Genomic DNA, 25,195 nt, shown 5'->3' on the forward strand with positions numbered 1-25,195 from the left:
GGTGTTCACACGTCATGTGTTCACCGAAGATCCCCCTGTGGGAGCGAGCCTGCTCGCGATAGGAACGGCGCGGTATCAGGCCTGGTGGGTGATCCGCCCATCCATCAGGGTATAGCGCACCACTCCCGGCAGGCTGTGACCGAGGAACGGGCAGTTGTCGCCCTTGGAGCGCCAGGCTTCGCCGGCCACGGTGGACGCGGCAGGGTCGAACAGCACCAGGTCCGCCGGGGCGCCCACCGCCAGTTTCCCCGCTGGCAATTGCAGCGCCTGGGCCGGGCCGGCGCTCAGGCGGGCCAGCAAGGTCGGCAGGTCCAGCAAGCCGTCTTCCACCAGCGTCAGGGCCAGCGGCAGCAGCAGTTCGACGCTGCTGATGCCCGGCTCGGTGGCGCCGAACGGGGCCAGCTTGGCATCACGCTCGTGGGGTTGGTGATGGCTGGAGATGGCCGAGATCACCCCGGACTTCACCGCCTCGCGCAGGCCATCGCGGTCGGCGCGGGTGCGCAGCGGCGGCTGGACGTGGTAGACGCTGTTGAAGTCGATCAGCGCCTCGTCGGTCAGGATCAACTGGTACAGCGCCACATCGGCGGTCACCGGCAAGCCGCGGGCCTGGGCCTGGGCGATCAACGCCGCGCCGCGGGCGCTGGTCAGCTGGCTGAAGTGGGCGCGCACGCCGCTTTGTTCCACCAACAGCAGGTCCCGGGCCAGGGCCACGGTCTCGGCGGTTTCCGGGATGCCCGGCAGGCCGAGGAAGCTGGCGGTCGGGCCTTCGTGGGCCAGGCCACCTTCGGCCAGGTCGTGATCCTGGGAATTGAAGATCACCGTCAGGCCGAAGGTCGCCGCGTATTCCAGGGCGCGGCACAGGGTACGGGTGTTGCGGAAACTGTTCAGGCCGTTGCCGAACGCCACGCAACCGGCGTCCCGCAGGGCGATGAGTTCGGCCAGTTGCTCGCCGTCGAGGCCTTTGCTCAGTGCGCCGATCGGGAAGACCTTGGTGTTGCCGGCTTCGCGGGCGCGGTCGAGGATCAGTTCGGCCACGGCCGAGGTGTCCAGCACCGGTTTGGTCTGCGGTGGGCAGCACAGGCTGGTCACGCCACCGGCGGCGGCGGCCCGGGTTTCGCTGACGATGCTGCCTTTGCGGCTGTAGCCCGGTTCGCGCAGGGCGACGTTCAGGTCCACCAGGCCAGGCGCGGCCACCAGGCCCTGGGCGTCGAGGATTTCAGCCGCCACGAAACCGGTGGGCGCGGCGCCCAGGGCGACGATCTTGCAGGCATCGATATGAATGTCAGTCACTTGATCCAGGCCACTGGCTGGATCGATCACGCGTGCGCCGAGAATGCTGAGCTTCACTGGGCGTTCTCCTGGTCGAATTGGCGCTGGGCCGTTTGCCCGCTCATGGCCATGGACAGCACGGCCATGCGGATGGCGATGCCGTAGGTCACCTGGTTGAGGATCACCGAGTGCGGGCCGTCGGCCACCGCCGACTCGATCTCCACGCCGCGGTTGATCGGCCCCGGGTGCATGACGATGGCATCCGGCTTGGCCCCGGCCAGGCGGGCGGTGGTCAGGCCGAACAGGCGGTAGAACTCGCCTTCGCTGGGCAGCAGGCCGCCGGTCATGCGTTCGCGTTGCAGGCGCAGCATGATCACCACGTCGACATCCTTGAGGCCTTCGGTCATGTCGGTGTAGACCTTCACGCCGTATTGCTCGACGCCGATGGGCAGCAGGGTTTTCGGCGCGATCACGCGGATGTCCGGGCAACCGAGGGTCTTGAGGGCCAGCATGTTCGAGCGGGCGACCCGCGAGTGCAGGATGTCGCCGACGATGGCCACCGACAGGTTTTCGAAGCTGCCCTTGTGCCGACGGATGGTCAGCATGTCGAGCATGCCCTGGGTCGGGTGGGCGTGACGGCCGTCGCCGCCGTTGATGATCGCCACTTGCGGGCACACGTGTTCGGCAATGAAGTGCGCTGCGCCGGAGTCGCCGTGGCGCACGACGAACATGTCGGCGGCCATGGCTTCGAGGTTGCGCAAGGTGTCGAGCAGGGTTTCGCCCTTGCTCGCCGAGGACGTGGACACGTTCAAGGTGATCACGTCCGCCGACAGGCGCTGGGCCGCCAGTTCGAAGGTGGTGCGGGTGCGGGTGGAGTTTTCGAAGAACACGTTGCACACGGTCTTGCCGCGCAGCAACGGGACTTTCTTCACTGCCCGGGCACCGACCTCGAGGAACGAGTCGGCAGTGTCGAGGATTTCCGTCAACAGCTCGCGGCGCAGGCCGTCGAGGGACAGGAAGTGCCGCAGCTGGCCCTGATCGTTGAGCTGCAGCGGGCGCTTGGTTTCGAGAGGCGTCATCGCGATGGACTCTTACAAGGGCAGTTAAAGGGCAAGGTCTTGCAGTTCGAGTTGCAGCGGCGACGGCCCGGAGAGCTTGACCCGCTCATGGGCGGCCAGCGTCAGCGTCGCGCCGACCACGTTCGGCCGGATCGGCAGCTCGGCGGCGTCCAGGTCCAGCAGGCACACCAGCGTCACGCTGGCCGGGCGACCGTAGTCGAACAGTTCGTTCATGGCGGCGCGGATGGTCCGGCCGCTCATCAGCACGTCGTCGATCAGCACCAGGTGCTGGCCTTCGATCTCGAACGGCAGCGCCGAGGGGCGTACTTGCGGGTGCAGGCCGTTCTGGCTGAAGTCGTCGCGGTAGAAGGACACATCCAGGGTGCCCAGCGGCGATTGGCTGCCCAGTGCTTCGAGCAAGGCCTGGGCGACCCAGACGCCACCGGTGCGAATGCCGATGTAGCGCGGTTCGCTGATGCCGCGGTGTTCCAGGTGTGCCGTGAGACGAATCGCCATCTGGCTGATCAGTTCGGCAGGATTGGGCAGGCTCATGCTGGCTCCTTCAGGTTCCCGGGCCGGTGGTGAGTGGCGCGGCTTGTCGCTAAAAGAAAGCGCCTTGGCGGCGCTTTGTAAAAAATCAGGTTTCGAACAGGGCGGCGTTGGCGTCGAGCCAGCCTTGCAGCAGCAGGGCGGCGGCGATGGCGTCCACCGGGTTGTCGCGGTAGCTGCCTTTCTGCCCGCCGCGCACCAGGCGCTCGCCCTTGGCCTCGAAGGTGGTCAGGCGCTCGTCATGGGTATAGAAGGGCAGGTTGTAGCGGCCATTGAGCCGGCGGGCGAACTTTTCGGCGCGCAGGCACATGTCGCTGGGCGTGCCGTCCATGTTCAGCGGCAGGCCGACCACCACGGCATCGGGTTTCCATTCCTTGATCAGCGCTTCGACCTGGTTCCAGTCCGGAACACCGTTCTGCGCTTTCAAGGTGCACAACTCGCGGGCCTGGCCGGTAATGACCTGGCCGACCGCTACGCCGATCTGTTTGGTGCCGTAATCGAAGCCCAGCAGCAAGCGCAGGGCCATCAGGCGTGTCCTGCCTGGCTGGTGAGCAGGCTGAGGTTGACCCCCAACCGGCTGGCCGCCGCTTCCAGGCGCAGTTCGCTGCTGGTGTTGAACAGGATGTCGGCGTCGAACGGGCAGGTCAGCCAGGCGTTGTCGGCCAGCTCGGCTTCCAGTTGCCCGGGTTCCCAACCGGCATAGCCGAGGGCGATCAGGCTTTTCTCCGGGCCGACCCCATCGGCGATGGCGAACAGCACGTCCTGGGAAGTGGACAGCGACAAGCCGTCCAGGTCCACCGTGGCCTGGTATTTGGGGCCCGACGGATGGAGCACGAAGCCGCGGTCGGTCTGCACCGGGCCACCGATGAAAATCGGCACGTGCTGGCACAAGAGTGGCGGTTCGATCTCGGGCCGCAGTTGCTCAAGAATGTCCGCCAGGTTCAGCTCCTGCGGGCGATTGATCACCAGCCCCATGGCCCCATTGGCCGTGTGCTCGACGATGTAGGTCAAGGTATGGGCAAAGTTCGGATCGGCCATGTGCGGCATGGCAATCAGGAAGTGATGCTTGAGGTAGGTGGGGCTGACGTTTTTCATAGGCGCTAGTGTGGCGGGGCAGGGGCGAACTGACAAGCCGGGAAATGCCTGAGACTGTCACACAATCCCCTGTGGGAGCGAGCTTGCTCGCGATAGCAATTGATCATTCAACACAGAGGTCGACTGACCGTCTGCTATCGCGAGCAAGCTCGCTCCCACAAGGGAATTGGGGGGTTATCAGTTGCTGGACAGCCGGTCGCCGCGGGCGAATTTCCAGGTGCGGATGATTTCCAGCCGGTCGATGTCCGACAGGTCCCCGGTAAACGGCGCGAACGGTGCCGCCAGACGGACGATCCGCTGGGCGGCCTGGTCCAGCAGCGGCTGGCCGGAGGATTCGAGCACCAGCACTTCATACAACGAACCGTCCCGATTGATCGAGACCATTAGCCGCAGGTTGCCGTAGATCTGCTTGCGCCGCGCTTCGTCAGGGTAGTTGAGGTTGCCGATGCGCTCGACCTTCTTGCGCCACTCGTCCTTGTACCAGGCACCCTTGTCGCGCATGGTCGAAGCGGCGCTCAGGCGGTGGATGCGCGGGCGCTTGGCGTAGAGCTGTTGCTCCTGGGCCAGTTCGGCTTCCAGGCTGGCGATGTCGCTGGACAGTTGGGAGCTGTCGAAGGTAGGCAAGGGGGCCTGGGGCTTGGGATCAGGCTTGACCTCTTCCTTGACCGGGGCTTTCTTCGGTTTCGGCGCGACGGTGGTCACGGCCGCCTTGGGCGCCGTTTCCTGCACTTCGGGCTTGGCCGCTGGCGGCGGGGTGACTTTCTGCACCGTGTTGTCCTGGAAGGGCGCGATCTCGGTAGTCTTGGGGATCGCCTTTTTTTCCAGGGTGCCGCTGCCTTGCTGGTTTTCCTGGGCGAGGAAGTCGGCCTTCTTGGGCTTGGTCTCGCTCTTGAAGGTGGCCAGGGTGATTTCCAGGGTCTGGCTGATCTGTTTCGGCTCGACCGTGGCAAACCCGACGCCCAGCAGCAAGGCCAGGTGGATCAACGCCGCCAGGAACAGGGTAAAACCGAGGCGATCGGCCGGGCGCACGCCACGATGGGCGAGCTCTAGGGGCAGATCGGACGGGAGTGTCATGACAAGGAAACCAACATCGCGTTTTTTTCAGGCCGGGCATGATAACGCAATGTGGGTTTCCTTCAGCAGATCTGGATCAACGAGCCTTGAGCTTCTGATCGATGGCATCCATCAGCATGCCGCCGATGTCGGTGCCAAAGGCGTTATCGATCTCGCGGATGCAGGTCGGGCTGGTGACGTTGATTTCCGTCAGGTGCTCGCCGATCACGTCCAGGCCCACGAACAACAGGCCTTTTTCCCGCAGCGTCGGGCCGACCTGGGCAGCGATCCAGCGGTCCTTCTCGGTCAACGGACGGGCTTCGCCACGTCCACCGGCCGCCAGGTTGCCCCGGGTTTCACCGGCCGCCGGGATACGCGCCAGGCAATAGTCCACCGGTTCGCCGTCGATCATCAGGATGCGTTTGTCGCCATCGACGATGGCCGGCAGGTAGCCCTGGATCATGATCTGCTGCTTGCCGTGCAGCGTCAGGGTTTCCAGGATCACCGACAGGTTCGGGTGGCCGGCGGTGTGCCGGAAGATCGAGGACCCGCCCATGCCGTCCAAGGGCTTGAGGATCACGTCGCCGTGATGGTCGGCAAATTCGCGCAACACGTCCGGGCGGCGGCTGACGATGGTCGGCGGCGTGCACTGCGGGAACAGCGTGGCAAACAGCTTTTCGTTGCAGTCGCGCAGGCTCTGGGGCTTGTTGACCACCAGCACGCCGGCGTTTTCCGCTTGTTCCAGCAGGTAGGTGGAGTACACGAACTCCATGTCGAACGGCGGATCCTTGCGCATCAGGATCACGTCCAGGTCGCTGAGCAGCGCATCGCGCTCGTCGCCCAGCTCGAACCACTTCTCAGGGTTGGCGAAGACGTTCAGCGGCTTCATCCGCGCCCGCGCCTGGCCTTCGGCCTGGTAGAGGTCGCGCTGCTCCATGTAGAACAGCTCCCAGCCGCGCTTCTGAGCGGCCAGCAGCATGGCCAGCGAGCTATCCTTTTTATAGGAAATGCTGGCGATAGGGTCCATGACAATGCCGACGCGTACGCTCATGGCTTGGTTCCTCGAAATATGATGGGCACATAATGGCGTGAAAAAGTGGCGTCAGAGTGGCGCCCGGAAGATTGGCGGTCAAGGAAAAACCACCGCGCCCAGCGGCCGATAGATCGGCGATGGAGACTGTGCTAAAAAGGCTGCCATGTGACGTGCGGGCCTTGAACATCAAGGGTTTGCGCTGTCGTTCACTCTCAGGCGTTAAAAACCGGTCCGCAGCGGCAATGGCAGAGCACTCTACGCAACAGCAACCCAGCGCCTTGAAGGTCATGGTCATCGACGACTCGAAGACCATCCGCCGCACCGCCGAAACCTTGCTGCGCAACGTGGGCTGCGAGGTGATCACGGCGATCGACGGTTTCGATGCCCTGGCCAAGATCGCCGACCATCATCCGGGCATCATCTTTGTCGACATCATGATGCCGCGCCTCGATGGCTACCAGACCTGTGCCCTGATCAAGAACAACAGCGCATTCAAGGCCACGCCGGTGATCATGCTGTCGTCCCGGGATGGGTTGTTCGACAAGGCCAAGGGGCGCATCGTCGGTTCCGATCAGTTTTTGACCAAGCCGTTCAGCAAGGAAGAACTGCTGGGGGCGATACAGGCCCATGTCCCGGGCTTTGCCGCTGTCCAGCCGCACCAGGCACATTAATGACACTCGGCCAACGGGCCTGGGGTCAACAAGAAAATGGGGAACACCATGGCACGAGTTCTGATCGTCGATGATTCGCCGACTGAAATGTACAAACTGACCGGCATGCTGGAAAAGCACGGCCATCAGGTCCTGAAGGCCGAGAATGGCGCCGATGGCGTGGCGCTGGCCCGCCAGGAAAAACCCGATGCGGTGCTGATGGATATCGTCATGCCCGGCCTCAATGGTTTCCAGGCCACGCGCCAGTTGACCAAGGACCCGGACACCGGCCATATCCCGGTGATCATCATCACCACCAAGGATCAGGACACCGACAAGGTCTGGGGTACGCGCCAGGGGGCGAAGGACTACCTGACCAAACCGGTGGACGAAGAAACCCTGATCGCGACCCTGAACAAAGTGCTGGCGGGTTGACGGCGCGGCCATGAGCCAATCCCTGACGGCCTTCGAACTGCTGCTGCAGATCGACCGGCGTTGCCGGCTGCTGGGGGCGGACCTGCCTTCCCAGCCGACCCACCGTGCCGGCTGGAGCGGCATCGGCTTTCGCCTGGGCGAGCACTGGTACGTGGCGCCGATGGGCGAAGTCAGCGAAGTGCTGCACGAGCCTCGTCACACGCATTTGCCCGGGGTCAAGCCGTGGGTGCGCGGCGTGGCTAACCTGCGTGGGCGCTTGTTGCCGTTGATGGATTTGTGCGGGTTCTTCGGCCATGAGCTGTCCACCGTGCGCAAGCAACGGCGGGTGCTGGTGGTGGACCACGACGAGGTGTTCGCCGGGTTGCTGGTGGACGAGGTCCTCGGGCTGCAGCACTTTGCCCAGGACAGCCTGGAACCGATGCTGGTGGACGACCACGACGGCCCGGAAGCGGCCTTCGTCAAGGGCCGGTTCGGCGGCGAGCGCGAGTGGCAAGTGTTCAGCCCGTTTGCCCTGGCGCGGTCGCCGGGGTTCATGGATGTGGCGATTTGACGAGATGCAGCGCAGGCCCCTTGTGGGAGCGAGCTTGCTCGCGATTGCGGTGGGTCAGCCAGAGCAATGCTGACTGATCCAAGGCTATCGCGAGCAAGCTCGCTCCCACATGGGGACCACGGTGAGTGAGTTGGACTGGGTAGCACAGGCGAGAACCGATGATCAAAGCAAAAACAGGCAAGCCACTGGAAGCGTCGCGCAGTCGTTCGCAGATCATCGTGCTGTTCGTCGCGCTGATCGTCTTCATCGTGCTGCTGTTCGCCAACTTCGCTTACCTCAACACCCAATCCACCTACGACAAACAGTACATCGGCCATGCCGGTGAGCTGCGGGTGCTGTCCCAGCGCATTGCCAAGAACGCCACCGAGGCCGCCGCCGGCAAGCCTGCGGCGTTCAAGCTGCTGAGCGATGCGCGCAATGACTTCGCCCAGCGCTGGGGCTACCTGAAACAGGGCGACCCGGTGACCGGCCTGCCGCCTGCGCCCGCCACCCTGCGCCCGCAGATGCGCGCCGTGCAGCTGGATTGGGAGCGCCTGCTCAAGAACACCGATGCCATCCTCTCCAGCGAACAGACCGTGCTGTCGCTGCACCAGGTGGCGGCCACCCTGGCCGAAACCGTGCCGCAGTTGCAGGTCGAGTACGAAAAAGTCGTCGAAATCCTGCTGCAACGGGGCGCCCCCGCCACCCAGGTGGCCATGGCCCAGCGCCAGTCCCTGCTGGCCGAGCGGATTCTCGGCGCAGTGAATACCGTGCTGGCTGGGGACGAAAACGCCAGCCAGGCCGCCGATACCTTCGGTCGCGACGCGGCGCGTTTTGGCCAGGTGCTCAATGGCATGTTGCAAGGTGACCCGGCCCTGAAAATCTCCCAGGTCCAGGACCGCGATGCCCGGGCGCGACTGAGCGAAATCAGCGAGCTGTTCGAGTTCGTCTCCGGCTCGGTGGATGAAATCCTCGAGACCTCGCCGGAGCTGTTCAAGGTCCGCGAATCGGCCGGCAATATCTTCAACCTGTCGCAGACCTTGCTCGACGAGGCTTCGCACCTGGCCACGGCCTTCGAAAACCTGGCCGGCGGGCGTTCCGTCAATACCATCGGCGGTTATGTGCTGGGCCTGCTGGCGCTGATGTCGATCATCCTGATCGGGCTGGTGATGGTCCGCGAGACCAACCGCCAGTTGCACGAAACCGCGGAAAAGAACGAGCGCAACCAGAACGCGATCATGCGGCTGCTGGATGAAATCGAGGACCTGGCCGACGGCGACCTGACCGTCACGGCCTCGGTCACCGAGGATTTCACCGGCACCATCGCCGACTCCATCAACTACTCGGTGGACCAACTGCGGGATCTGGTGGCGACCATCAACCTCACCGCCGGCCAGGTCGCCGCCGCCGTGCAGGAAACCCAGGCCACGGCGATGCACCTGGCCCAGGCGTCCGAGCACCAGGCCCAGCAAATTTCCGAAGCTTCGACTTCAATTAATGAAATGGCCCAGTCCATCGACCAGGTGTCGGCCAATGCCGCCGAATCGTCGGCGGTGGCCGAACGTTCGGTGGAGATTGCCAACAAGGGTAACGAGGTGGTGCACAACACCATTCATGGCATGGACAACATTCGCGAGCAGATCCAGGACACCGCCAAACGCATCAAGCGCCTGGGCGAGTCATCCCAGGAAATTGGCGACATTGTCAGCCTGATCGACGACATCGCCGACCAGACCAACATCCTGGCCCTCAACGCCGCCATCCAGGCGTCCATGGCCGGTGATGCCGGGCGCGGGTTCGCGGTGGTGGCCGATGAAGTGCAACGCCTGGCCGAGCGTTCTTCGGCGGCGACCCGGCAGATCGAAACCCTGGTGCGGGCGATCCAGGCCGACACCAACGAAGCGGTGATCTCCATGGAGCAGACCACCACCGAAGTGGTGCGCGGTGCGCGACTGGCCCAGGACGCCGGCGTCGCCCTGGAAGAGATCGAAGGTGTGTCCAAGACCCTGGCGGCGCTGATCCAGAGCATCTCCAACGCGGCGCAGCAACAGACCACCTCGGCGGGGCAGATTTCCTTGACCATGAACGTGATCCAGCAGATCACCACGCAGACTTCCTCGGGCTCCACCGCCACCGCCGAAAGCATCGGCAACCTGGCGAAAATGGCCAGCCAACTGCGCCGTTCGGTGTCGGGGTTTACCTTGCCGGCGGCGGCAGCGGCTGGCGATGAGGAAAAAGGGTGACCAACCGGATCCACCTGTTGGAAAAGGCTTTTTGTGGCGAGGAGGTTTCTGTGGGAGCAAGGCTTGCCCGCGATGAAGGTAGCGCTGTACCTCGGAAACCGAGGTGTTTGCGTCGCGAGCAAGCTTTGCTCCCACAGGTAAATCTCTTCTTCACAGGCGTGTTGTGTTCTCCTGATTGGAGTGGTTATGGGTGATCGGCACGACTACGTGGCCCTGGAATGGGTCAAGGGCGAGATTGCCGAAACGCTGAAGCAGGCCCATCTGGCCCTCAACCGCCTGGTGGACGATCCCCAGGCGTCGGACGCCCTCGGGCAATGCCTGGCCTGCATTCACCAGGTCCACGGCGGCCTGCAGATGGTCGAGTTCTACGGTGCGGCGTTGCTGGCCGAGGAGATGGAGCAACTGTGCGCCGCCCTGCAGGACAACCGCGTCATCCATCGCGACGAAGCCATCAGTCTGTTGAGCCAGGCCCTGGGGCAGTTGCCGATCTACCTGGACCGCATACAAGGCGCTCGCCGTGACCTGCCGCTGGTGGTATTGCCCTTGATCAACGACCTGCGCAGTGCCCGGGGCGAGAGCCTGTTGTCGGAAACCAGCCTGTTCAGTCCCGAGTTGCCCGATATTGCGCCGCTCAGCGACGAAGCCTTGCAGCGCCTCGAACCCGCTGACCTGCCGAACACCTTGCGCAAATGGCGCCAGACCCTGCAAATGGCCCTGGTGGGCCTGCTGCGCGAACAGGATGACGCGACCCACCTCGGTTACCTGGCCAAGGTTTTCCAGCGCCTGGAAACGTTGTGTGCCGGGGCGCCGCTCAATGCCTTATGGCAGGTGGCCTCAGCGCTGGTCGAAGGCATGCGTGACGGACGCATCGCCAACAGCCCGGCGCTGCGCAGCCTGTTCAAGGAAGCCGACAAGGAACTCAAGCGCCTGCTGGACCAAGGCATGCCCGGCATCAATCAGCCGGCACCGCCCCACCTGCTCAAGAGCTTGTTGTTCTATATTGCCAAGGCCGAACATCCCAGCGGGCAGATGCAGATCATGAAAGAACGCTACTCACTGGACGACGCGCTGCCCGACAGCGCCATGGTCGACGAAGAACGCGCGCGCCTGGCCGGGCCCGACCGCGATGCCATGCGCTCGGTGCTCGCCGCGCTGTGCGAGGAGTTGGTACGGGTCAAGGAGCGCCTGGACCTGTTCGTGCGCAGCGATCGCCAGCACGCCTCGGAACTGGACAGCCTGCTGGCGCCGTTGCGGCAGATCGCCGACACCTTGGCGGTGCTGGGTTTCGGCCAGCCGCGCAAGGTCATCATCGATCAGCTGGCGGTGGTGCTGAGCCTCGCCCAGGGCCAGCGCGAGCCGGATGACGCGACCCTCATGGACGTTGCCGGGGCCTTGCTCTATGTCGAGGCGACCCTGGCCGGCATGGTCGGCACCGTCGAGCCCGAGAGCCGCGAAGACACGCACCTGCCCACCACCGACCTGACCCAGATCCACCAGATCGTCATCAAGGAAACCCACACCTGCCTGCAACAGGCCAAGGATATGATCGTCGACTACATCGACGCGGACTGGAACAGCGAGCAGTTGCAACCGTTGCCGGCGCTGCTGACCCAGGTGCGCGGTGCGCTGGCGATGATCCCCCTGAGCCGTGCCGCCAGCCTGGTGGAGTCCTGCAATGCGTTCATCCGCGACCATCTGTTGCTGGAGCAGGCCCAGCCGGGCTGGGAAGAACTCGACCATTTGGCCGACGTGATCACCGGTCTCGAATACTACCTGGAGCGCTTGAGCGAGGACCCGGAAACCCCTGGCGAGCCCTTGCTCGATGGGGTCGAACGGAGCCTGGCCGCGCTCGGTTATTACCCTGATGAAGCGCGGGTGCCGGTGCTTGACGATGTGTTGAGTCCCAACGAAGCCCAGGTCATGCAGGACCTGCAGGAGCTGGATGACCCGCAGACGGTGCAGTCCTTGGCACAGGTGCTGGCCAGCCCGGTCTCGGCGGTCAATCCGCCGGCCAGGAGCACCCCAGGCAGCCTGTTGCCCCCACCACTGGATGAGAGCCCGGTGGACGACGAGTTGCGCGAGGTCTTCCTCGAGGAAACTGCCGAGGTGCTCGACGTTCTGCGCGAATACTTGCCGCGCTGGAGTGCACATCCCGACGACCACGGCGCCCTGAGCGAACTGCGCCGGGCCTTTCACACCCTCAAGGGCAGTGGTCGGATGGTGCGGGCGCTGGTGCTGGGTGAACTGGCCTGGGCTGTGGAAAACCTGCTCAACCGGGTGCTGGAGCGCAGCGTCGAGCCGCAGGCGTCGGCCCGCCAGTTGATCGAAGACACGGTGCAGTTGTTGCCGGCCCTGGTGGCCGAATTCGCGGCCAATCGGCAACGCCAGCGCGATGACGTCGACCGCCTGGCCGCTCGCGCCCATGCCCTGGCCAAGGGCGGCGATGAAGACGACGAAGACGACGAGCAGGACGTGGCCGCTCTCGATCCGCTGTTGTTGAAGATCTTCGACAACGAAGCCCAGGGCCACCTCGCCAGCCTCAATCGTTTTCTCGACCAGGCGGCCGACCACCTGCCGTTGCAGGCCAGCGATGAATTGCAGCGGGCCTTGCACACCCTCAAGGGCAGCGCTTCGATGGCCGGCGTGCTACCCATCGCCGAGTTGGCCGGTGCGATGGATGAGCTGGCCCGGGAGTACCGGGCGCACCTGATTGCCCTCGACCTGGATGAGGTGGAATTGCTGCTGGAGGCCGAAGGGTTGCTGCGCCGCGGCCTGCGCCAGTTGCACAGCGAGCCGCTGGCGCCGATCCCCGACGCCGAGGACCTGATCCAGCGTGCCCAGGCCCTGCTGGCCGAGCGTCTGCACGCCGCCAACAGTGCGCCGGACAAAGCACTACGGACCAAGCGCGATCCACAACTGATCAACAACTTCCTCGCCCAGGGCATGGACATCCTGCTGGACGCCGAAAGCCTCTTGCAGCGCTGGCAGCAGCACCCCGGTGAAGGCCAGGAACTGAGTGCGCTGCTGGATGAGCTGACCACCCTCGGCGAAGGCGCGCACCTGGCCGATCTGCACCCGGTGGACGAACTCTGCGAAGCCTTGCTGGACCTCTACGGCGCGGTGGAAGAAAGCAGCCTGGCGGTCAGCGATGAATTTTTCCGGCAGGCGCAGCTCGCCCATGAAGCGCTGATCGACATGCTCGATCAACTGGCGGCCGGGCAGCACGTGCGTCCGCAGCCGGAGCGGGTAGCGGCCCTGCGTCGCCTGCTTCAGGAGAGCCTCGACCCGTCGGCCACTGGCCTGATCCGCAGCGACGGCAGCCGCACGCTGAGTATCCGCGAACTGGGCCACGCGACGGCGGAAATGGAACGCGACGCGCCCGCCGAAACCTCGGTGGAAGATGACCTCGCATCGATTTTCCTCGAAGAGGCCCAGGACATCCTCGAAAGTGCCGCCCAGGCCTTGCAACGCTGGTTGGCCGATCCGGATAACGGTGCGCCGCTGTCCTCGCTGCAACGTGACTTGCACACCCTCAAGGGCGGCGCGCGGATGGCCGACATCCGGCCGGTGAGCGACCTGGCCCAGGAGCTGGAAAACCTTTACGAAGGGCTGGTGGACCGGCGCTACAGCTACAGCGAGGAACTGGCGCAACTGCTCGGCAGCAGCCACGAACGCCTCGACCTGTTGCTCGGGCAGTTGCAACAGGGCCAACCGTTGGGCGATCCCGTTGCACTGATCGACTCTATCCGAAGGTTCCGCCAGGACAAGCCGAACGCCATCGAGACGAGCGCAGCGGCCCAGGCCGACGGTGCCGGCCATGATCCCGAGTTGCTGGAAATCTTCCTTGAAGAAGGTTTCGACATTCTCGACAGCTCAGGCGCGGCGTTGCTGCGCTGGCAGGAAGAACCGTCGAATCGCCAGGCCGTGGAGACCCTGCTGCGGGATTTGCACACCCTCAAGGGCGGTGCGCGGATGGTGGAAATCGTCCCTATCGGCGATTTGGCCCACGAGCTGGAAAACCTCTATGAAGGCCTGTCGGCGGGCCTGCTCCAGCCGACCCCGGCGCTGTTCGCCTTGCTGCAAAGCAGTCATGACCGACTGGCGCAGATGCTCGATGCGGTGCGCGCCGGCCATCCGTGTCCGCTGGCCGATCGGCTGATCGCGCAGATCCAGGCGGTGAATCATCCCCAGGCAAGTGCGGTGGCCCAGGCTGCCCCGGCGCCGGAGCCGATCACGCCCCCCATCGCAAGTCCGCCCGCGGCGCCCGCCAGACAAGACCCCAGTGCCGCGGGCGACGGTGCGGACATGGTCAAGGTCTCCGCCGAGCTGCTCGACGACCTGGTGAACCTGGCGGGGGAAACCTCGATTTTCCGTGGGCGCATCGAACAGCAGGTCAACGACGCACACGTGGCCCTGGGCGAAATGGAAACCACCATCGAGCGCATGCGCGACCAGTTGCGGCGCCTGGATACCGAAACCCAGGGGCGGATTCTCAGTCGTCAACAGGTGGAGGCCGAGCGCCTGGGCTACGAAGAGTTCGACCCGCTGGAGATGGATCGGCATTCCCAGTTGCAGCAACTGTCCCGGGCGCTGTTCGAGTCTGCCTCGGACTTGCTCGAACTCAAGGAAACCCTGGATCGCAGCAATCACGATGCCGAACTCCTGCTGCAACAGCAGGGGCGGATCAATACCGAGCTCCAGGAAGGCCTGATGCGCACGCGCATGGTGCCGTTCGAGCGCATGCTGCCGCGGCTCAAGCGCATCGTCCGGCAAGTGGCGCAGGAACTGGGCAAGGACGTGGAATTCGTGGTGGGCAATGCCGACGGCGAGATGGACCGTAACGTCCTGGAGCGTATGGCCGCGCCCCTGGAACACATGCTGCGCAACGCCGTCGACCACGGCCTGGAACCGGCCGACGTGCGCCTCGCCGCTGGCAAGCCGGCGCGAGGGCGCATCAGCCTCGACCTGTCGCGGGAAGGCGGCGACATCATTTTCGACATCCGCGACGACGGTGCCGGCGTGCCGCTGGAGGCGGTGCGGAGCAAGGCGATCAAGCGTGGCCTGCTGGCGCCGGACAGCGATATCAGCGACCGCGACGTGCTGCAGTTCATCCTGCAGCCGGGGTTTTCCACAGCGGAAAAAATCACCCAGATCTCCGGGCGTGGCGTGGGCATGGACGTGGTCCACGAAGAGGTGCGGCAGTTGGGCGGCAGCATGACCATCGATTCCACGCCGGGGCAGGGCGTGCATTTCCGCATTCGCCTGCCGTTTACCGTGGCGGTGAACCGGGCGTTGATGGTGCATTGTCACGAAGACCAGTACGCGATCCCGTTGAACGCCATCGAAAGCATTGTCCGGGTGTTGCCGGCCGAACTGGACGGCCATTACCAACTCGACCCGCCGACCTACACCTACGCCGGGCAACGCTATGAACTGTGCTACCTGGGCGAGCTGCTGAAAACCGGCGCCCGGCCGAAGCTGCTGGGCCAGAGCCAGCCGTTGCCGGTGCTGCTGGTGCAGTGCAACGAGCGGCATGTGGCCGTGCAGGTGGACGCTATCGCCGGGACCCGGGAGATCGTGGTCAAGAGCCTTGGCCCGCAGTTCTCGGCGGTGCAGGGTCTGTCCGGGGCGACGATCCTGGGGGATGGCCGAGTGGTGCTGATTCTCGACCTGCTGGCGCCGATCCGCGCCTTGCCCCATCAAGTCCCGCGCCGCCAGGTGCCGGCGGAAGGCGAGGGCGAACCGCAACGGCCACTGCTGGTGCTGGTGGTGGACGACTCGGTGACGGTGCGCAAGGTCACCAGCCGCCTGCTGGAGCGCCATGGCATGCACGTCCTGACCGCCAAGGACGGCGTGGATGCCATGGCGCTGCTGTCCGAGCACGCGCCTGACCTGATGCTGCTGGACATCGAGATGCCGCGCATGGACGGCTTCGAAGTGGCCACGCAAGTGCGCAACGACCCACGCCTGGCGCACCTGCCGATCATCATGATCACCTCCCGCACGGGCCAGAAACACCGCGACCGCGCCATGGCCATCGGTGTCAACGACTACCTGGGCAAGCCGTACCAGGAATCGGTGCTGCTCGACAGCATCGCCTACTGGAGCAGAACCCATGCATGACCTGCATCACTCACGCGCCAGCCACCTCACCGGCCTGCTGCTGCCCCTGGCCGACCGCCACCTGATCCTGCCCAACGTGGCGGTGGCCGAACTGATCGACTACCAGAGCAGTGCCTTCGATATGGACACCCCGCCGTGGTTCCTGGGGTGGGTGAGCTGGCGCGAACGGCAAATCCCGCTGCTGAGCTTCGAATCGGCCTGCGGCCAGAAAACCGTGATCGGCGAGCGAGCACGCATCGTCATCCTCAACGCCCTGGGCGGCCGGCCGGAGCTGCGCTTCATCGCATTGCTGGTGCAAGGCATTCCCCGCTCCTGCAAGCTCGACAGTCAGTTGAGCTATGTCGACGTGCCGCTGTGCGGGCTGGAGCAGGCGGCGGTACAGGTGGGGGAACATGTGGCGAAAGTGCCGGATTTGTTGGCGTTGGAGGAGTTGGTGGTGGCGGCCGGGTTGGTTCAGCAGCACAAATCCTGAAGCCTATGCAGGGCCCATGTGGGAGCGAGCTTGCTCGCGATAGCGGAGTGTCAGCCGGCTCAGCGTTGACTGATCCGCCGTCATCGCGAGCAAGCTCGCTCCCACAGGGGACTGGGTCCGTTTTTCCCACCATTACTCCAACCGTAACGATCCGCCGCTGAGCTTGATTGATGCCCTCGCCACAACACTCCTAAGGTAGCCCCCACGACAGCGAACCCGTGGAGTGGTCATGACAACAACAATATCCCCCGACTCGCGCTGGACGCGGCGGCGCAGCGAAAAGCAGCGGCGTCTCGGGCTGGTGAAGGGGCTTGCCGACGGTGTGGTGTTGCCCACCGACAAGATCGTCGCGGCGCTGGAGGCGTTGATCCTGCCCGGCGACCGTGTGGTGCTGGAGGGTAACAACCAGAAGCAGGCGGACTTCCTCTCGCGCTCCCTGGCCAAGGCTGACCCGAGCAAGCTGAATGATTTGCACATGATCATGCCCAGCGTCGGCCGTTCCGAGCACCTGGACCTGTTCGAGCGCGGCATTGCCCGCAAGCTCGATTTCTCCTTCGCCGGCACCCAGAGCCTGCGCATCAGCCAGTTGCTGGAAGATGGCCTGCTGGAAATCGGTGCGATCCACACCTACATCGAACTCTATGCCCGGCTGGTGGTGGACCTGATTCCCAACGTGGTGCTCTCGGCCGGTTTCATGGCCGACCGCGCCGGCAATATCTATACCGGCCCGAGCACCGAAGACACCCCGGCGCTGATCGAGCCGGCGGCTTTCAGCGACGGGATTGTCATTGTCCAGGTCAACCAGTTGGTGGATGACGTCAGCGACCTGCCGCGAGTGGACATTCCGGCGTCCTGGGTGGACTTCGTGGTGGTGGCCGACAAGCCGTTCTACATCGAGCCGCTGTTCACCCGCGACCCGCGCCACATCAAGCCTGTGCATGTGTTGATGGCGATGATGGCGATCCGCGGGATCTACGAAAAACACAACGTCCAGTCCCTCAATCACGGCATCGGTTTCAACACCGCCGCCATCGAATTGATCCTGCCGACCTACGGCGAATCCCTCGGTTTGAAGGGCAAGATCTGCCGCAACTGGACCCTCAATCCCCACCCAACCCTGATCCCGGCCATCGAAAGCGGCTGGGTCGAAAGCGTGCATTGCTTCGGCACCGAGTTGGGCATGGAAAACTACATCGCCGCTCGCCCCGACGTGTTCTTCACCGGCCACGACGGCTCCCTGCGTTCCAATCGCATGGTTTGCCAACTGGCCGGGCAGTACGCGGTGGACCTGTTCATCGGCGCCACCCTGCAAGTGGACGGCGACGGCCATTCCTCCACCGTGACCCGCGGCCGCTTGGCCGGCTTCGGTGGTGCGCCGAACATGGGCCACGACCCCCGCGGTCGCCGTCATGGCACGCCGGCCTGGCTCGACATGCGCCATGGCGATGGCGAGGCGCCGTTGCTCGAACGCGGCAAGAAGCTGGTGGTGCAGATGGTCGAGACGTTCCAGGAGGGCGGCAAACCGACCTTCGTCGAGACCCTCGATGCGGTGGACGTGGCGAAGAAAGCCGGCATGCCCCTGGCGCCGATCATGATCTACGGCGACGACGTCACCCACCTGCTGACCGAAGAGGGCATCGCCTACCTGTACAAGGCTCGTTCCTTGGAAGAACGCCAGGCGATGATCGCCGCCGTGGCCGGGGTCACCGCCATCGGTTTGCGCCATGATCCGAAAGACACCGCGCGCATGCGCCGCGAAGGGCTGATCGCCTTGCCCGAAGACCTCGGCATCCGTCGCACCAACGCCACCCGCGAGTTGCTCGCGGCCAAGAGCGTGGCCGATCTGGTGGAGTGGTCCGGTGGCCTCTACAACCCACCTGCCAAGTTCAGGAGCTGGTAAATGCACGCCTTCAACCTGCAACCGAAAAAACTGTCCTTGGCCGAACGTCTGGCGGACATGGCAGTGGATGCGCTGATCGACGAAGCCGACCTGTCACCTAAACCGGCCTTGGTGGACCGTCGCGGCAATGGCGCCCACACCGACCTGCACCTGGGCCTGATGCATGCTTCGGCGCTGTCGCTGTGGCCGGCGTTCAAGGAAATGGCCGAGGCCGCCCTGGAATGCGGCGAAATCGGCCTGCCGTTGCGCGAAGCCCTGGGGCGGATCGGCCGTGAGGGGGAAGCGGCGATGCTTGCCACCACGGGCGGGGTAAACACCCATCGTGGCGCGATCTGGGCCTTGGGCCTGTTGGTCGCTGCAGCGGCGCTGGAACCTGAATCCAGTGTCGCCAGCGCCGTTACTTTGCGCGCCGCCCGCCTGGCCTTGCTCAACGACCGTTATGCGCCTCGCCCCTTGAGCCATGGCGCCCAGGTCGCCCAGCGCTACGGCGTGCGCGGTGCCCGGGAAGAAGCGCAACTGGCGTTTCCGGCGGTGACTGGCCTGGGCCTGCCGCAACTCAAGCGCAGCCGCGCGGCAGGGGCGGGCGAGCAGAACGCCCGGCTCGATGCCTTGCTGGCGATCATGACCACCCTGGCCGACACCTGCGTGCTCTACCGCGCTGGCGAGCCGGGTTTGCAGGCCATGCAACAAGGCGCCAGAGCGGTGCTCGATGCCGGTGGCAGTGCGAGCCTGGGCGGTCGGCGCCAATTGCACGCGCTGGACCAACAACTGATTGCCTTGAACGCCTCGCCCGGCGGCGCTGCCGACCTGCTCGCCGCCTGCCTGTTCCTCGATCGTATCGAGCGTGGCGATGGCCTCTTCCCTGGAGTGTGCTGATGGAAACCCTATCCTTTGAATTCCCCGCCGGGCAGCCGCCACGGGGCCGGGCGCTGGTGGGCTGCGTCGGCTCGGGCGACCTGGAAGTGCTGATCGAACCTGGCCTGGCGGGCAAGCTGACCATCCAGGTGCAGACCTCGGTCAATGGCAGCGAGCAACGCTGGCAACATCTGTTCGCCCGCATGTTCGACGGCCAGACGCCACCGGCCCTGTCCATCGACATCCATGATTTCGGCGCCACCCCTGGCGTGGTGCGTCTGCGCCTGGAGCAAGGTTTCGAGGAGATCGGCCATGACTGACAGCGCAGCGTTGCTCAACAAGCACAGCTTCGTCGAACTCGGCGCCCGGCAGCGGGCCCAGGCCTTGCTCGATGACGGCACTTTCCGTGAATTGCTCGACCCGTTCCAGCGGGTCATGTCGCCGTGGTTGTTGCGTCAGGGCGTGGTGCCGCAAAGCGACGACGGCGTGGTGATCGCCAAAGGCACGCTCGATGGCCTGCCCGTGGTGATCGCCGCCATTGAAGGTGCGTTCCAGGGTGGCAGCCTCGGCGAAGTCGGCGGGGCGAAGATTGCCGGGGCGTTGGAACTGGCCGCCGAAGACAACCGCAAAGGCATTCCGACCCGCGCCGTGCTGCTGCTGGAAACCGGTGGCGTGCGGTTGCAGGAGGCCAACCTGGGGCTTGCGGCGATTGCCGAGATTCATTCGGCGATTGTCGATTTGCGTCAGTACCAGCCCGTGGTGGGCGTGGTGGCCGGCAGCGTCGGTTGCTTTGGCGGCATGTCCATCGCCGCCGGGCTGTGCAGTTATCTGCTGGTGACCCGGGAAGCGCGGCTGGGCCTGAACGGTCCGCAAGTGATCGAACAGGAAGCCGGCCTCGACGAATACGACTCCCGTGACCGGCCATTCATCTGGAGCCTGACGGGCGGCGAGCAGCGTTTCGCCACGGGACTGGTGGATCGTTATGCGGCCGACGATGTGACGCAGATCCGCCAACAGGTCAGCCAATTGCTGCACCTGGGCGTGCCCGTGCAACACCGTAGCGGCCAGGCCGAACTGTTCCTGCAGCGCTTGGCGCGCTTGGACACTGATGTGCAAATCGAACCGGCAGCGGTTCGTCAGTTGTATCAGGGAGAACGCCCATGAGTGCCTATTCATTGAGAGGCTTGCGCTGGTTCGAAGCCTTGAGTGGCGATGCCAGCGCGGTACAAGGTTTGCCTGCTTCGTTGAAGGTCGCCGATGTCCGCCTGGGCGAGCAAACCGCGCGCCTGCTGGCGGTGGTGGCCGATCCCGACAACCGTTTCCCCCGGGCGCGCAACGGCGAAGTCGGCTTGCTGGAAGGCTGGGGCCTGGCCAAGGCGGTGGATGACGCCATCGATGCCGACCGCGATGCCGCCCACAAGCGTGCGTTGATCGCGATTGTCGATGTACCGAGCCAGGCCTATGGCCGGCGTGAAGAAGCCCTGGGCATTCATCAGGCCTTGGCCGGTGCGGCGGACAGCTATGCCCGTGCGCGGCTGGCCGGGCATCCGGTGATTGGCTTGCTGGTGGGCAAGGCGATGTCGGGGGCGTTCCTGGCCCACGGCTACCAGGCCAACCGGCTGATTGCCCTGCGCGACCCGGGCGTGATGGTCCACGCCATGGGCAAGGCCTCGGCGGCGCGGGTGACCTTGCGCAGTGTCGAAGAGCTTGAAGCCTTGGCCGCCAGCGTGCCGCCGATGGCCTATGACATCGACAGTTTTGCCAGCCTGGGCCTGCTGTGGGAAACCTTGTCGGTGGAGCAGATCGAGCAGCCCTGCGCGAGCGATCTGGCTCGGGTGACTGACTGCCTGCAACAAGCGATCAACGATGTCGCCAATGCGCCTCGCGACTTGCGCAGCCGCCTCGGTGCGACCCATCGGGCCGCCTCCAGCACGGTTCGCCAATTGTTGAGCGCGCAGTGGTGAACGGGTTCCTGGCCCATGACCTGCTCTGGGGAATGACGCCGGAGCACTTGCCGGCGGATGCGCCACGCTGGGCCGTCGAGAGCCTCGGCCTCGGCCAACCGGTGGTGGTGCGCCGGGCGTTGACCTTGTCCGGGGATGTCGCGGTGGGCGTGCGCGGTCGCTCCAGGGCGCAGCGTTACGCCACGTCGATGCCGATGGCTGCGATCCAGCGCCGGGTGCGCCCGGAGGACCTGTGCCAGATCGAGTCGCCGCGCGATCTGCCGGCCCTGCACGCCCTGGCCCGGCTGCGCCCGCTACTCGATGGCAGTGGCTGGACCTGGGGCGTTAGCGGCAGCGCCGGGTTCGAACTCGCCAGCGGTGTCGAGGCCCTGCATGAGCGCAGTGACCTGGATTTGATTCTGCGCACACCGCACTGTCTGGATCGTCTCCAGGCCAGGGATTTGCTGGCGCTACTGGATGCTTCGGTATGCGCCGTGGACATGCAGTTGCAAACGCCTCGCGGCGCCGTGGCCCTGCGGGAATGGGCGGGTTCGTCGCCTCGGGTCTTGCTCAAGGACGATGTTCAGGCCCGGCTGGTGAGCGATCCTTGGCAGCCTTGCGTGGAGCAGGTCGTGTGAGCAGCCTCTTCGTCTTTCCCGGCCAGGGTGCGCAGCGCGTGGGCATGCTTCATGGGCTGGCGCCGCTGATCCTGGACGAGGCAGGGGATGTGCTCGGTGAAGACGTCTTGCGACTGGACAGCGCCGAGGCGTTGCAATCGACCCGCGCCGTGCAGCTGTGCCTGCTGATCGCCGGCGTGGCGGCGGCCCGCCGATTGCTGGAACAAGCCCCCGCGCCGGATTATGTGGCAGGGCTGTCCATCGGTGCGTATCCGGCGGCGGTCGTTGCCGGGGCGCTGGGCTTCGAGGATGCGCTGCGGCTGGTCAGCCTGCGCGGTGAACTGATGCAGCAGGCGTATCCGCATGGCTACGGCATGAGCGCGATCATCGGCCTGGACCTGGCGGCAGTGGAAGCCTTGCTGGCCCAGGTGCATAGCCAAGCAACGCCGGTCTACCTGGCCAATATCAACGCCGACAACCAAGTGGTCATTGCCGGCAGCGACGAAGCCATGGGCCTGGTCGCCGAAAAGGCTCGGCGCCAAGGCGCTGGCAAAGCCTGTCGGCTGGCGGTGAGCGTGCCGTCCCATTGCCCGTTGCTGGAGGCTCCGGCGCGGACATTGGCCCAGGCGTTTGCCGAGGTGCCGTTGAAAGCCCCCACACTGGGCTATCTCAGCAGCAGCCGCGCCCGGCCGGTGATCAGCACTGAGGCCCTGCGCGACGACCTGGCGTTCAACATGTGCCGCGTCGTCGATTGGCGCGGCACCGTGCAAAGCGCCTACGAGCGTGGCGTGCGGCTACAGATCGAACTGCCACCCGGCGCGGTACTCACCGGGCTGGCGCGCCGGGTGTTCGAGCAGGGCACCGTCATTGCCTTCGACGGTGCCCGGCTCGATACCTTGCAGGCGCTGTTGCGTGAGGAGGGAAACCGCCAACCCTAGACCACCTACTCAAGCTGACGAAGCACAAAAACAACAACTTCGACGATGCACTTTGAGGACTACGACAATGATTATTTACGGTGTGGCGCTGTTGGCGATCTGTACGCTGACAGGGGTGATCCTGGGCGACATGCTCGGCGTGTTGCTGGGCGTCAAATCCAACGTGGGCGGGGTCGGCATTGCCATGATCCTGCTGATCTGCGCACGGTTGTGGATGCAAAAACGCGGCGGCATGACCAAGGACTGTGAGATGGGCGTGGCCTTCTGGGGCGCCATGTACATTCCGGTGGTGGTGGCGATGGCCGCGCAGCAGAACGTGGTCACGGCCCTGCACGGTGGCCCGGTGGCGGTGTTGGCGGCCATCGGTTCGGTGGTGCTCTGTGGTTGCACCATTGCGCTGATCAGCCGGACCCACAAAGGCGAGCCATTGCCCGATGAGCCGGCGGAACTGACCCCGCTGGGCACGCCAGCAGGAGGTCGCTGATATGTGGGATCTCATCGAGAAAGGCCTGGAGCATAACGGTCTGATCACGGCGTTCGCGTTCGTGGGCGTGATCATGTGGGTATCGGTGGTGTTGTCCAAGCGCCTGACCTATGGACGGATCCACGGTTCGGCGATCGCCATTGTCATCGGCCTGGTGCTGGCCTGGGTGGGCGGCACCATGACTGGCGGGCAAAAAGGTCTGGCGGACTTGTCCCTGTTCTCCGGTATCGGTTTGATGGGCGGGGCCATGTTGCGTGACTTCGCCATCGTTGCCACGGCCTTCGAAGTGCAGGCCACCGAGGCGAAGAAGGCCGGGATGATTGGCGTCATCGCGTTGCTGCTGGGCACGATCCTGCCGTTCATCGTCGGTGCGAGCATCGCTTGGTTGTTCGGTTATCGCGACGCGGTGAGCATGACCACCATCGGCGCGGGTGCGGTGACCTACATCGTCGGGCCCGTGACCGGGGCCGCGATTGGCGCCACGTCCGATGTGATGGCGTTGTCGATTGCCACCGGCTTGATCAAGGCGATCATCGTAATGGTCGGCACCCCCATGGCGGCGCGCTGGATGGGCCTGGATAACCCGCGCTCGGCCATGGTATTCGGTGGCTTGGCCGGGACGGTGAGTGGCGTGACGGCCGGCCTGGCCGCGACGGACCGGCGGCTGGTGCCGTACGGCGCGTTGACGGCGACGTTCCACACCGGGTTGGGGTGCTTGCTGGGGCCTTCGTTGTTGTACTTCATTGTTCGCGGGATTGTTGGTTAAGCCTCCGGATCGGCTCTGAGTGGGCCGATGCCATCGCGAGCAAGCTCGCTCCCACAGTGGATCGGGGTGAACCTGGATTCTGGGTATGCCACGAACCTTGTGGGAGCGAGCTTGCTCGCGATGGGGGCAGCACGATTTCAGGCCTGGCGATTGGCATACATCCGGCACTCGGCCAACAGCGCCAGCAGGTTCGGATCACGCTCCTTGGCCTTGAGGAACACCACGCCGATGTGCTGCTGCAACCGGTACTTTTCCTGCAACGGGATCAGTTTCACCCGGTTTTCATACACCGCCGCAATCCGGCCGGGCAGCAACGCATAGCCCACCCCGGAGCTGACCATGCTCAGCAGGGTGAAGATGTCGTTGACCTGCATCGCCACCTTCGGTTCGAACCCCGCCTGCTTGAATACCCGAATCCCGTCCTGATGTGTGGCAAAACCCTGGGTCAAGGTGATGAATGTCTCGTCGCGGACCTCGGCCAGGTCGACTTCGCTGCGCTGGGCAAAGGGTGAGTCGGCTGGCGTGGCGAGGAAGATGTCATCGGAAAACAGCGCAATCTGCTCGCAGTCCGGGTCGTTGACGCTGTCGTCCAGGGACACCAGGATCGCATCGACCTCCATGTTCTTGAGCTTGTACAGCAAGTCGATGTTGGAGCCCATGATCAGGTCGATATTGAGTTCGCTGCGGCGGATCTTCAGGCCCATGATCAACTGCGGCACGGTCTTGACCGTCAGCGAATACAGCGAGCCGAGCTTGAAGCGCTCGGCGGAGAAACCGGCGGCCTCACGGGTCAGGCGCACGCTGTCGACCACGTCCTGGATCAGCTTCTGCGCCCGTTCTTCCAGCACGTAAGCGCTTTCCAGCGGTGTGAGGTTGCGCCCTTCGTGCTTGAACAATGGGCAGCGCAGGGCGCTTTCCAGCGAGTGAATGGCCCGGTGCACACTGACGTTGCTGGTCTGCAACTCGGCCGCCGCCCGCGCCAGGTTACCGGTGCGCATGAAGGCCAGGAACACCTCCAGTTTCTTCAGGGTCAATTCTTCGTCGATCAGCATGGGGCGGACTCTTATTCGTATGGTTTGATTGTGCCCCAATCGACTCTTTTTGGAGGAGTTAATCAGTGGTGGGTTCAGAGGGGTAGCAGCAAAGCATTGCACTTTGCAGCGCCAAGCCTGAGCCTGGGCAC

Annotated in this window: 23 protein-coding genes; 15 read left to right on the plus strand and 8 right to left on the minus strand. The window is 64.7% G+C overall.

All coding sequences use genetic code 11. From position 1 onward, the window contains the following. Positions 1-75: 75 nt before the first annotated feature. The 7 genes from AO356_RS13465 to gshB all read right to left on the minus strand — a co-directional run bounded on the left by AO356_RS13465 (position 76) and on the right by gshB (position 6,075). A complete protein-coding gene (locus tag AO356_RS13465) occupies positions 76-1,347 on the minus strand; it encodes a dihydroorotase (RefSeq protein ID WP_060740207.1) in 1,272 nt (423 codons plus the stop codon). Then, positions 1,344-2,348, minus strand: a complete 1,005-nt coding sequence (locus AO356_RS13470) for an aspartate carbamoyltransferase catalytic subunit (RefSeq protein WP_003177495.1) — start codon at positions 2,346-2,348, stop codon at positions 1,344-1,346. Before AO356_RS13470 ends, AO356_RS13465 begins: the two co-directional genes overlap by 4 nt. 24 nt (positions 2,349-2,372) lie before the next feature. Then, on the minus strand, positions 2,373-2,879 hold the full coding sequence (gene pyrR / locus AO356_RS13475; RefSeq protein WP_060740208.1) for a bifunctional pyr operon transcriptional regulator/uracil phosphoribosyltransferase PyrR: 507 nt from the start codon (positions 2,877-2,879) through the stop codon (positions 2,373-2,375). Positions 2,880-2,964: 85 nt separating this feature from the next. Further along, entirely contained in the window at positions 2,965-3,402 is a 438-nt protein-coding gene (gene ruvX / locus AO356_RS13480; protein WP_003177497.1) for a Holliday junction resolvase RuvX, read from the minus strand. Continuing rightward, positions 3,402-3,971 (minus strand): YqgE/AlgH family protein, encoded by a 570-nt coding sequence (locus AO356_RS13485; protein ID WP_053126215.1) that lies wholly within the window; start codon positions 3,969-3,971, stop codon positions 3,402-3,404. The genes ruvX and AO356_RS13485 overlap by 1 nt, the downstream gene beginning before the upstream one ends. A gap of 177 nt (positions 3,972-4,148) precedes the next feature. Then, positions 4,149-5,045 (minus strand): energy transducer TonB, encoded by an 897-nt coding sequence (locus tag AO356_RS13490; RefSeq protein WP_060740209.1) that lies wholly within the window; start codon positions 5,043-5,045, stop codon positions 4,149-4,151. Between the two features lie 76 nt (positions 5,046-5,121). Then, complete coding sequence (gshB, locus tag AO356_RS13495) at positions 5,122-6,075, minus strand: glutathione synthase (protein ID WP_060740210.1); 954 nt, start codon at positions 6,073-6,075, stop codon at positions 5,122-5,124. A gap of 224 nt (positions 6,076-6,299) precedes the next feature. On the opposite strand from gshB, the gene AO356_RS13500 reads away from it, so the two are divergent. From AO356_RS13500 to madM, 15 genes are all read left to right on the plus strand, one after another. Further along, positions 6,300-6,728 carry a response regulator gene (locus tag AO356_RS13500; protein WP_060740211.1) on the plus strand — a complete coding sequence of 143 codons (429 nt, stop codon included), beginning with the start codon at positions 6,300-6,302 and terminating at the stop codon, positions 6,726-6,728. Between the two features lie 48 nt (positions 6,729-6,776). Further along, positions 6,777-7,142, plus strand: a complete 366-nt coding sequence (pilH, locus tag AO356_RS13505; protein ID WP_003206465.1) for a twitching motility response regulator PilH — start codon at positions 6,777-6,779, stop codon at positions 7,140-7,142. A gap of 10 nt (positions 7,143-7,152) precedes the next feature. Then, positions 7,153-7,692 (plus strand): chemotaxis protein CheW, encoded by a 540-nt coding sequence (locus tag AO356_RS13510; RefSeq protein WP_060740212.1) that lies wholly within the window; start codon positions 7,153-7,155, stop codon positions 7,690-7,692. Positions 7,693-7,850: 158 nt separating this feature from the next. Continuing rightward, positions 7,851-9,914, plus strand: a complete 2,064-nt coding sequence (locus tag AO356_RS13515) for a methyl-accepting chemotaxis protein (RefSeq protein WP_060740213.1) — start codon at positions 7,851-7,853, stop codon at positions 9,912-9,914. 186 nt (positions 9,915-10,100) lie between these two features. After that, positions 10,101-16,037: an Hpt domain-containing protein gene (locus tag AO356_RS13520; RefSeq protein ID WP_060740214.1), complete on the plus strand. Its 5,937-nt coding sequence runs from the start codon at positions 10,101-10,103 to the stop codon at positions 16,035-16,037. Continuing rightward, positions 16,030-16,509, plus strand: a complete 480-nt coding sequence (locus AO356_RS13525; RefSeq protein WP_060740215.1) for a chemotaxis protein CheW — start codon at positions 16,030-16,032, stop codon at positions 16,507-16,509. Before AO356_RS13520 ends, AO356_RS13525 begins: the two co-directional genes overlap by 8 nt. Positions 16,510-16,738: 229 nt before the next feature. Further along, the gene (gene mdcA / locus AO356_RS13530) at positions 16,739-18,409 is read left to right on the plus strand and encodes a malonate decarboxylase subunit alpha (RefSeq protein ID WP_060740216.1); all 1,671 of its coding nucleotides are present in this window, start codon (positions 16,739-16,741) and stop codon (positions 18,407-18,409) included. Continuing rightward, positions 18,410-19,285, plus strand: a complete 876-nt coding sequence (locus AO356_RS13535; RefSeq protein WP_060740217.1) for a triphosphoribosyl-dephospho-CoA synthase — start codon at positions 18,410-18,412, stop codon at positions 19,283-19,285. Beyond that, positions 19,285-19,584, plus strand: coding sequence for a malonate decarboxylase subunit delta (locus AO356_RS13540; protein WP_003206454.1), 300 nt, complete (start codon positions 19,285-19,287; stop codon positions 19,582-19,584). Before AO356_RS13535 ends, AO356_RS13540 begins: the two co-directional genes overlap by 1 nt. Next, complete coding sequence (locus tag AO356_RS13545) at positions 19,577-20,428, plus strand: biotin-independent malonate decarboxylase subunit beta (protein ID WP_060740218.1); 852 nt, start codon at positions 19,577-19,579, stop codon at positions 20,426-20,428. Before AO356_RS13540 ends, AO356_RS13545 begins: the two co-directional genes overlap by 8 nt. Next, on the plus strand, positions 20,425-21,228 hold the full coding sequence (mdcE, locus tag AO356_RS13550) for a biotin-independent malonate decarboxylase subunit gamma (protein WP_060740219.1): 804 nt from the start codon (positions 20,425-20,427) through the stop codon (positions 21,226-21,228). Before AO356_RS13545 ends, mdcE begins: the two co-directional genes overlap by 4 nt. Further along, positions 21,222-21,845 (plus strand): malonate decarboxylase holo-ACP synthase, encoded by a 624-nt coding sequence (locus tag AO356_RS13555; protein WP_060740220.1) that lies wholly within the window; start codon positions 21,222-21,224, stop codon positions 21,843-21,845. The genes mdcE and AO356_RS13555 overlap by 7 nt, the downstream gene beginning before the upstream one ends. Beyond that, a complete protein-coding gene (gene mdcH, locus AO356_RS13560; protein WP_060740221.1) occupies positions 21,842-22,762 on the plus strand; it encodes a malonate decarboxylase subunit epsilon in 921 nt (306 codons plus the stop codon). The genes AO356_RS13555 and mdcH overlap by 4 nt, the downstream gene beginning before the upstream one ends. 67 nt (positions 22,763-22,829) lie before the next feature. Beyond that, positions 22,830-23,246: a malonate transporter subunit MadL gene (gene madL / locus AO356_RS13565; protein ID WP_060740222.1), complete on the plus strand. Its 417-nt coding sequence runs from the start codon at positions 22,830-22,832 to the stop codon at positions 23,244-23,246. Between the two features lies 1 nt (position 23,247). Then, complete coding sequence (gene madM / locus AO356_RS13570; protein WP_060740223.1) at positions 23,248-24,012, plus strand: malonate transporter subunit MadM; 765 nt, start codon at positions 23,248-23,250, stop codon at positions 24,010-24,012. Positions 24,013-24,149: 137 nt separating this feature from the next. Here the strand turns inward: madM and AO356_RS13575 are convergent, their stop codons facing one another. Next, on the minus strand, positions 24,150-25,064 hold the full coding sequence (locus tag AO356_RS13575; RefSeq protein WP_060740224.1) for a LysR substrate-binding domain-containing protein: 915 nt from the start codon (positions 25,062-25,064) through the stop codon (positions 24,150-24,152). Between the last annotated feature and the right edge of the window lie 131 nt (positions 25,065-25,195).

It is taken from the genome of Pseudomonas fluorescens, from assembly GCF_001307275.1.
GTDB lineage: Bacteria > Pseudomonadota > Gammaproteobacteria > Pseudomonadales > Pseudomonadaceae > Aquipseudomonas > Aquipseudomonas fluorescens_AA.

Excerpts from the sequence above, each read along its gene's own strand:
- AO356_RS13470 (WP_003177495.1), bottom strand. The coding sequence starts at position 2,348 with ATGACGCCTCTCGAAACCAAGCGCCCGCTGCAGCTCAACGATCAGGGC.
- pyrR (WP_060740208.1), bottom strand. The coding sequence starts at position 2,879 with ATGAGCCTGCCCAATCCTGCCGAACTGATCAGCCAGATGGCGATTCGT.
- ruvX (WP_003177497.1), bottom strand. The coding sequence starts at position 3,402 with ATGGCCCTGCGCTTGCTGCTGGGCTTCGATTACGGCACCAAACAGATC.
- AO356_RS13485 (WP_053126215.1), bottom strand. The coding sequence starts at position 3,971 with ATGAAAAACGTCAGCCCCACCTACCTCAAGCATCACTTCCTGATTGCC.
- AO356_RS13490 (WP_060740209.1), bottom strand. The coding sequence starts at position 5,045 with ATGACACTCCCGTCCGATCTGCCCCTAGAGCTCGCCCATCGTGGCGTG.
- gshB (WP_060740210.1), bottom strand. The coding sequence starts at position 6,075 with ATGAGCGTACGCGTCGGCATTGTCATGGACCCTATCGCCAGCATTTCC.
- AO356_RS13500 (WP_060740211.1), top strand. The coding sequence starts at position 6,300 with ATGGCAGAGCACTCTACGCAACAGCAACCCAGCGCCTTGAAGGTCATG.
- pilH (WP_003206465.1), top strand. The coding sequence starts at position 6,777 with ATGGCACGAGTTCTGATCGTCGATGATTCGCCGACTGAAATGTACAAA.
- AO356_RS13510 (WP_060740212.1), top strand. The coding sequence starts at position 7,153 with ATGAGCCAATCCCTGACGGCCTTCGAACTGCTGCTGCAGATCGACCGG.
- AO356_RS13515 (WP_060740213.1), top strand. The coding sequence starts at position 7,851 with ATGATCAAAGCAAAAACAGGCAAGCCACTGGAAGCGTCGCGCAGTCGT.
- AO356_RS13520 (WP_060740214.1), top strand. The coding sequence starts at position 10,101 with ATGGGTGATCGGCACGACTACGTGGCCCTGGAATGGGTCAAGGGCGAG.
- AO356_RS13525 (WP_060740215.1), top strand. The coding sequence starts at position 16,030 with ATGCATGACCTGCATCACTCACGCGCCAGCCACCTCACCGGCCTGCTG.
- mdcA (WP_060740216.1), top strand. The coding sequence starts at position 16,739 with ATGACAACAACAATATCCCCCGACTCGCGCTGGACGCGGCGGCGCAGC.
- AO356_RS13535 (WP_060740217.1), top strand. The coding sequence starts at position 18,410 with ATGCACGCCTTCAACCTGCAACCGAAAAAACTGTCCTTGGCCGAACGT.
- AO356_RS13540 (WP_003206454.1), top strand. The coding sequence starts at position 19,285 with ATGGAAACCCTATCCTTTGAATTCCCCGCCGGGCAGCCGCCACGGGGC.
- AO356_RS13545 (WP_060740218.1), top strand. The coding sequence starts at position 19,577 with ATGACTGACAGCGCAGCGTTGCTCAACAAGCACAGCTTCGTCGAACTC.
- mdcE (WP_060740219.1), top strand. The coding sequence starts at position 20,425 with ATGAGTGCCTATTCATTGAGAGGCTTGCGCTGGTTCGAAGCCTTGAGT.
- madL (WP_060740222.1), top strand. The coding sequence starts at position 22,830 with ATGATTATTTACGGTGTGGCGCTGTTGGCGATCTGTACGCTGACAGGG.
- madM (WP_060740223.1), top strand. The coding sequence starts at position 23,248 with ATGTGGGATCTCATCGAGAAAGGCCTGGAGCATAACGGTCTGATCACG.
- AO356_RS13575 (WP_060740224.1), bottom strand. The coding sequence starts at position 25,064 with ATGCTGATCGACGAAGAATTGACCCTGAAGAAACTGGAGGTGTTCCTG.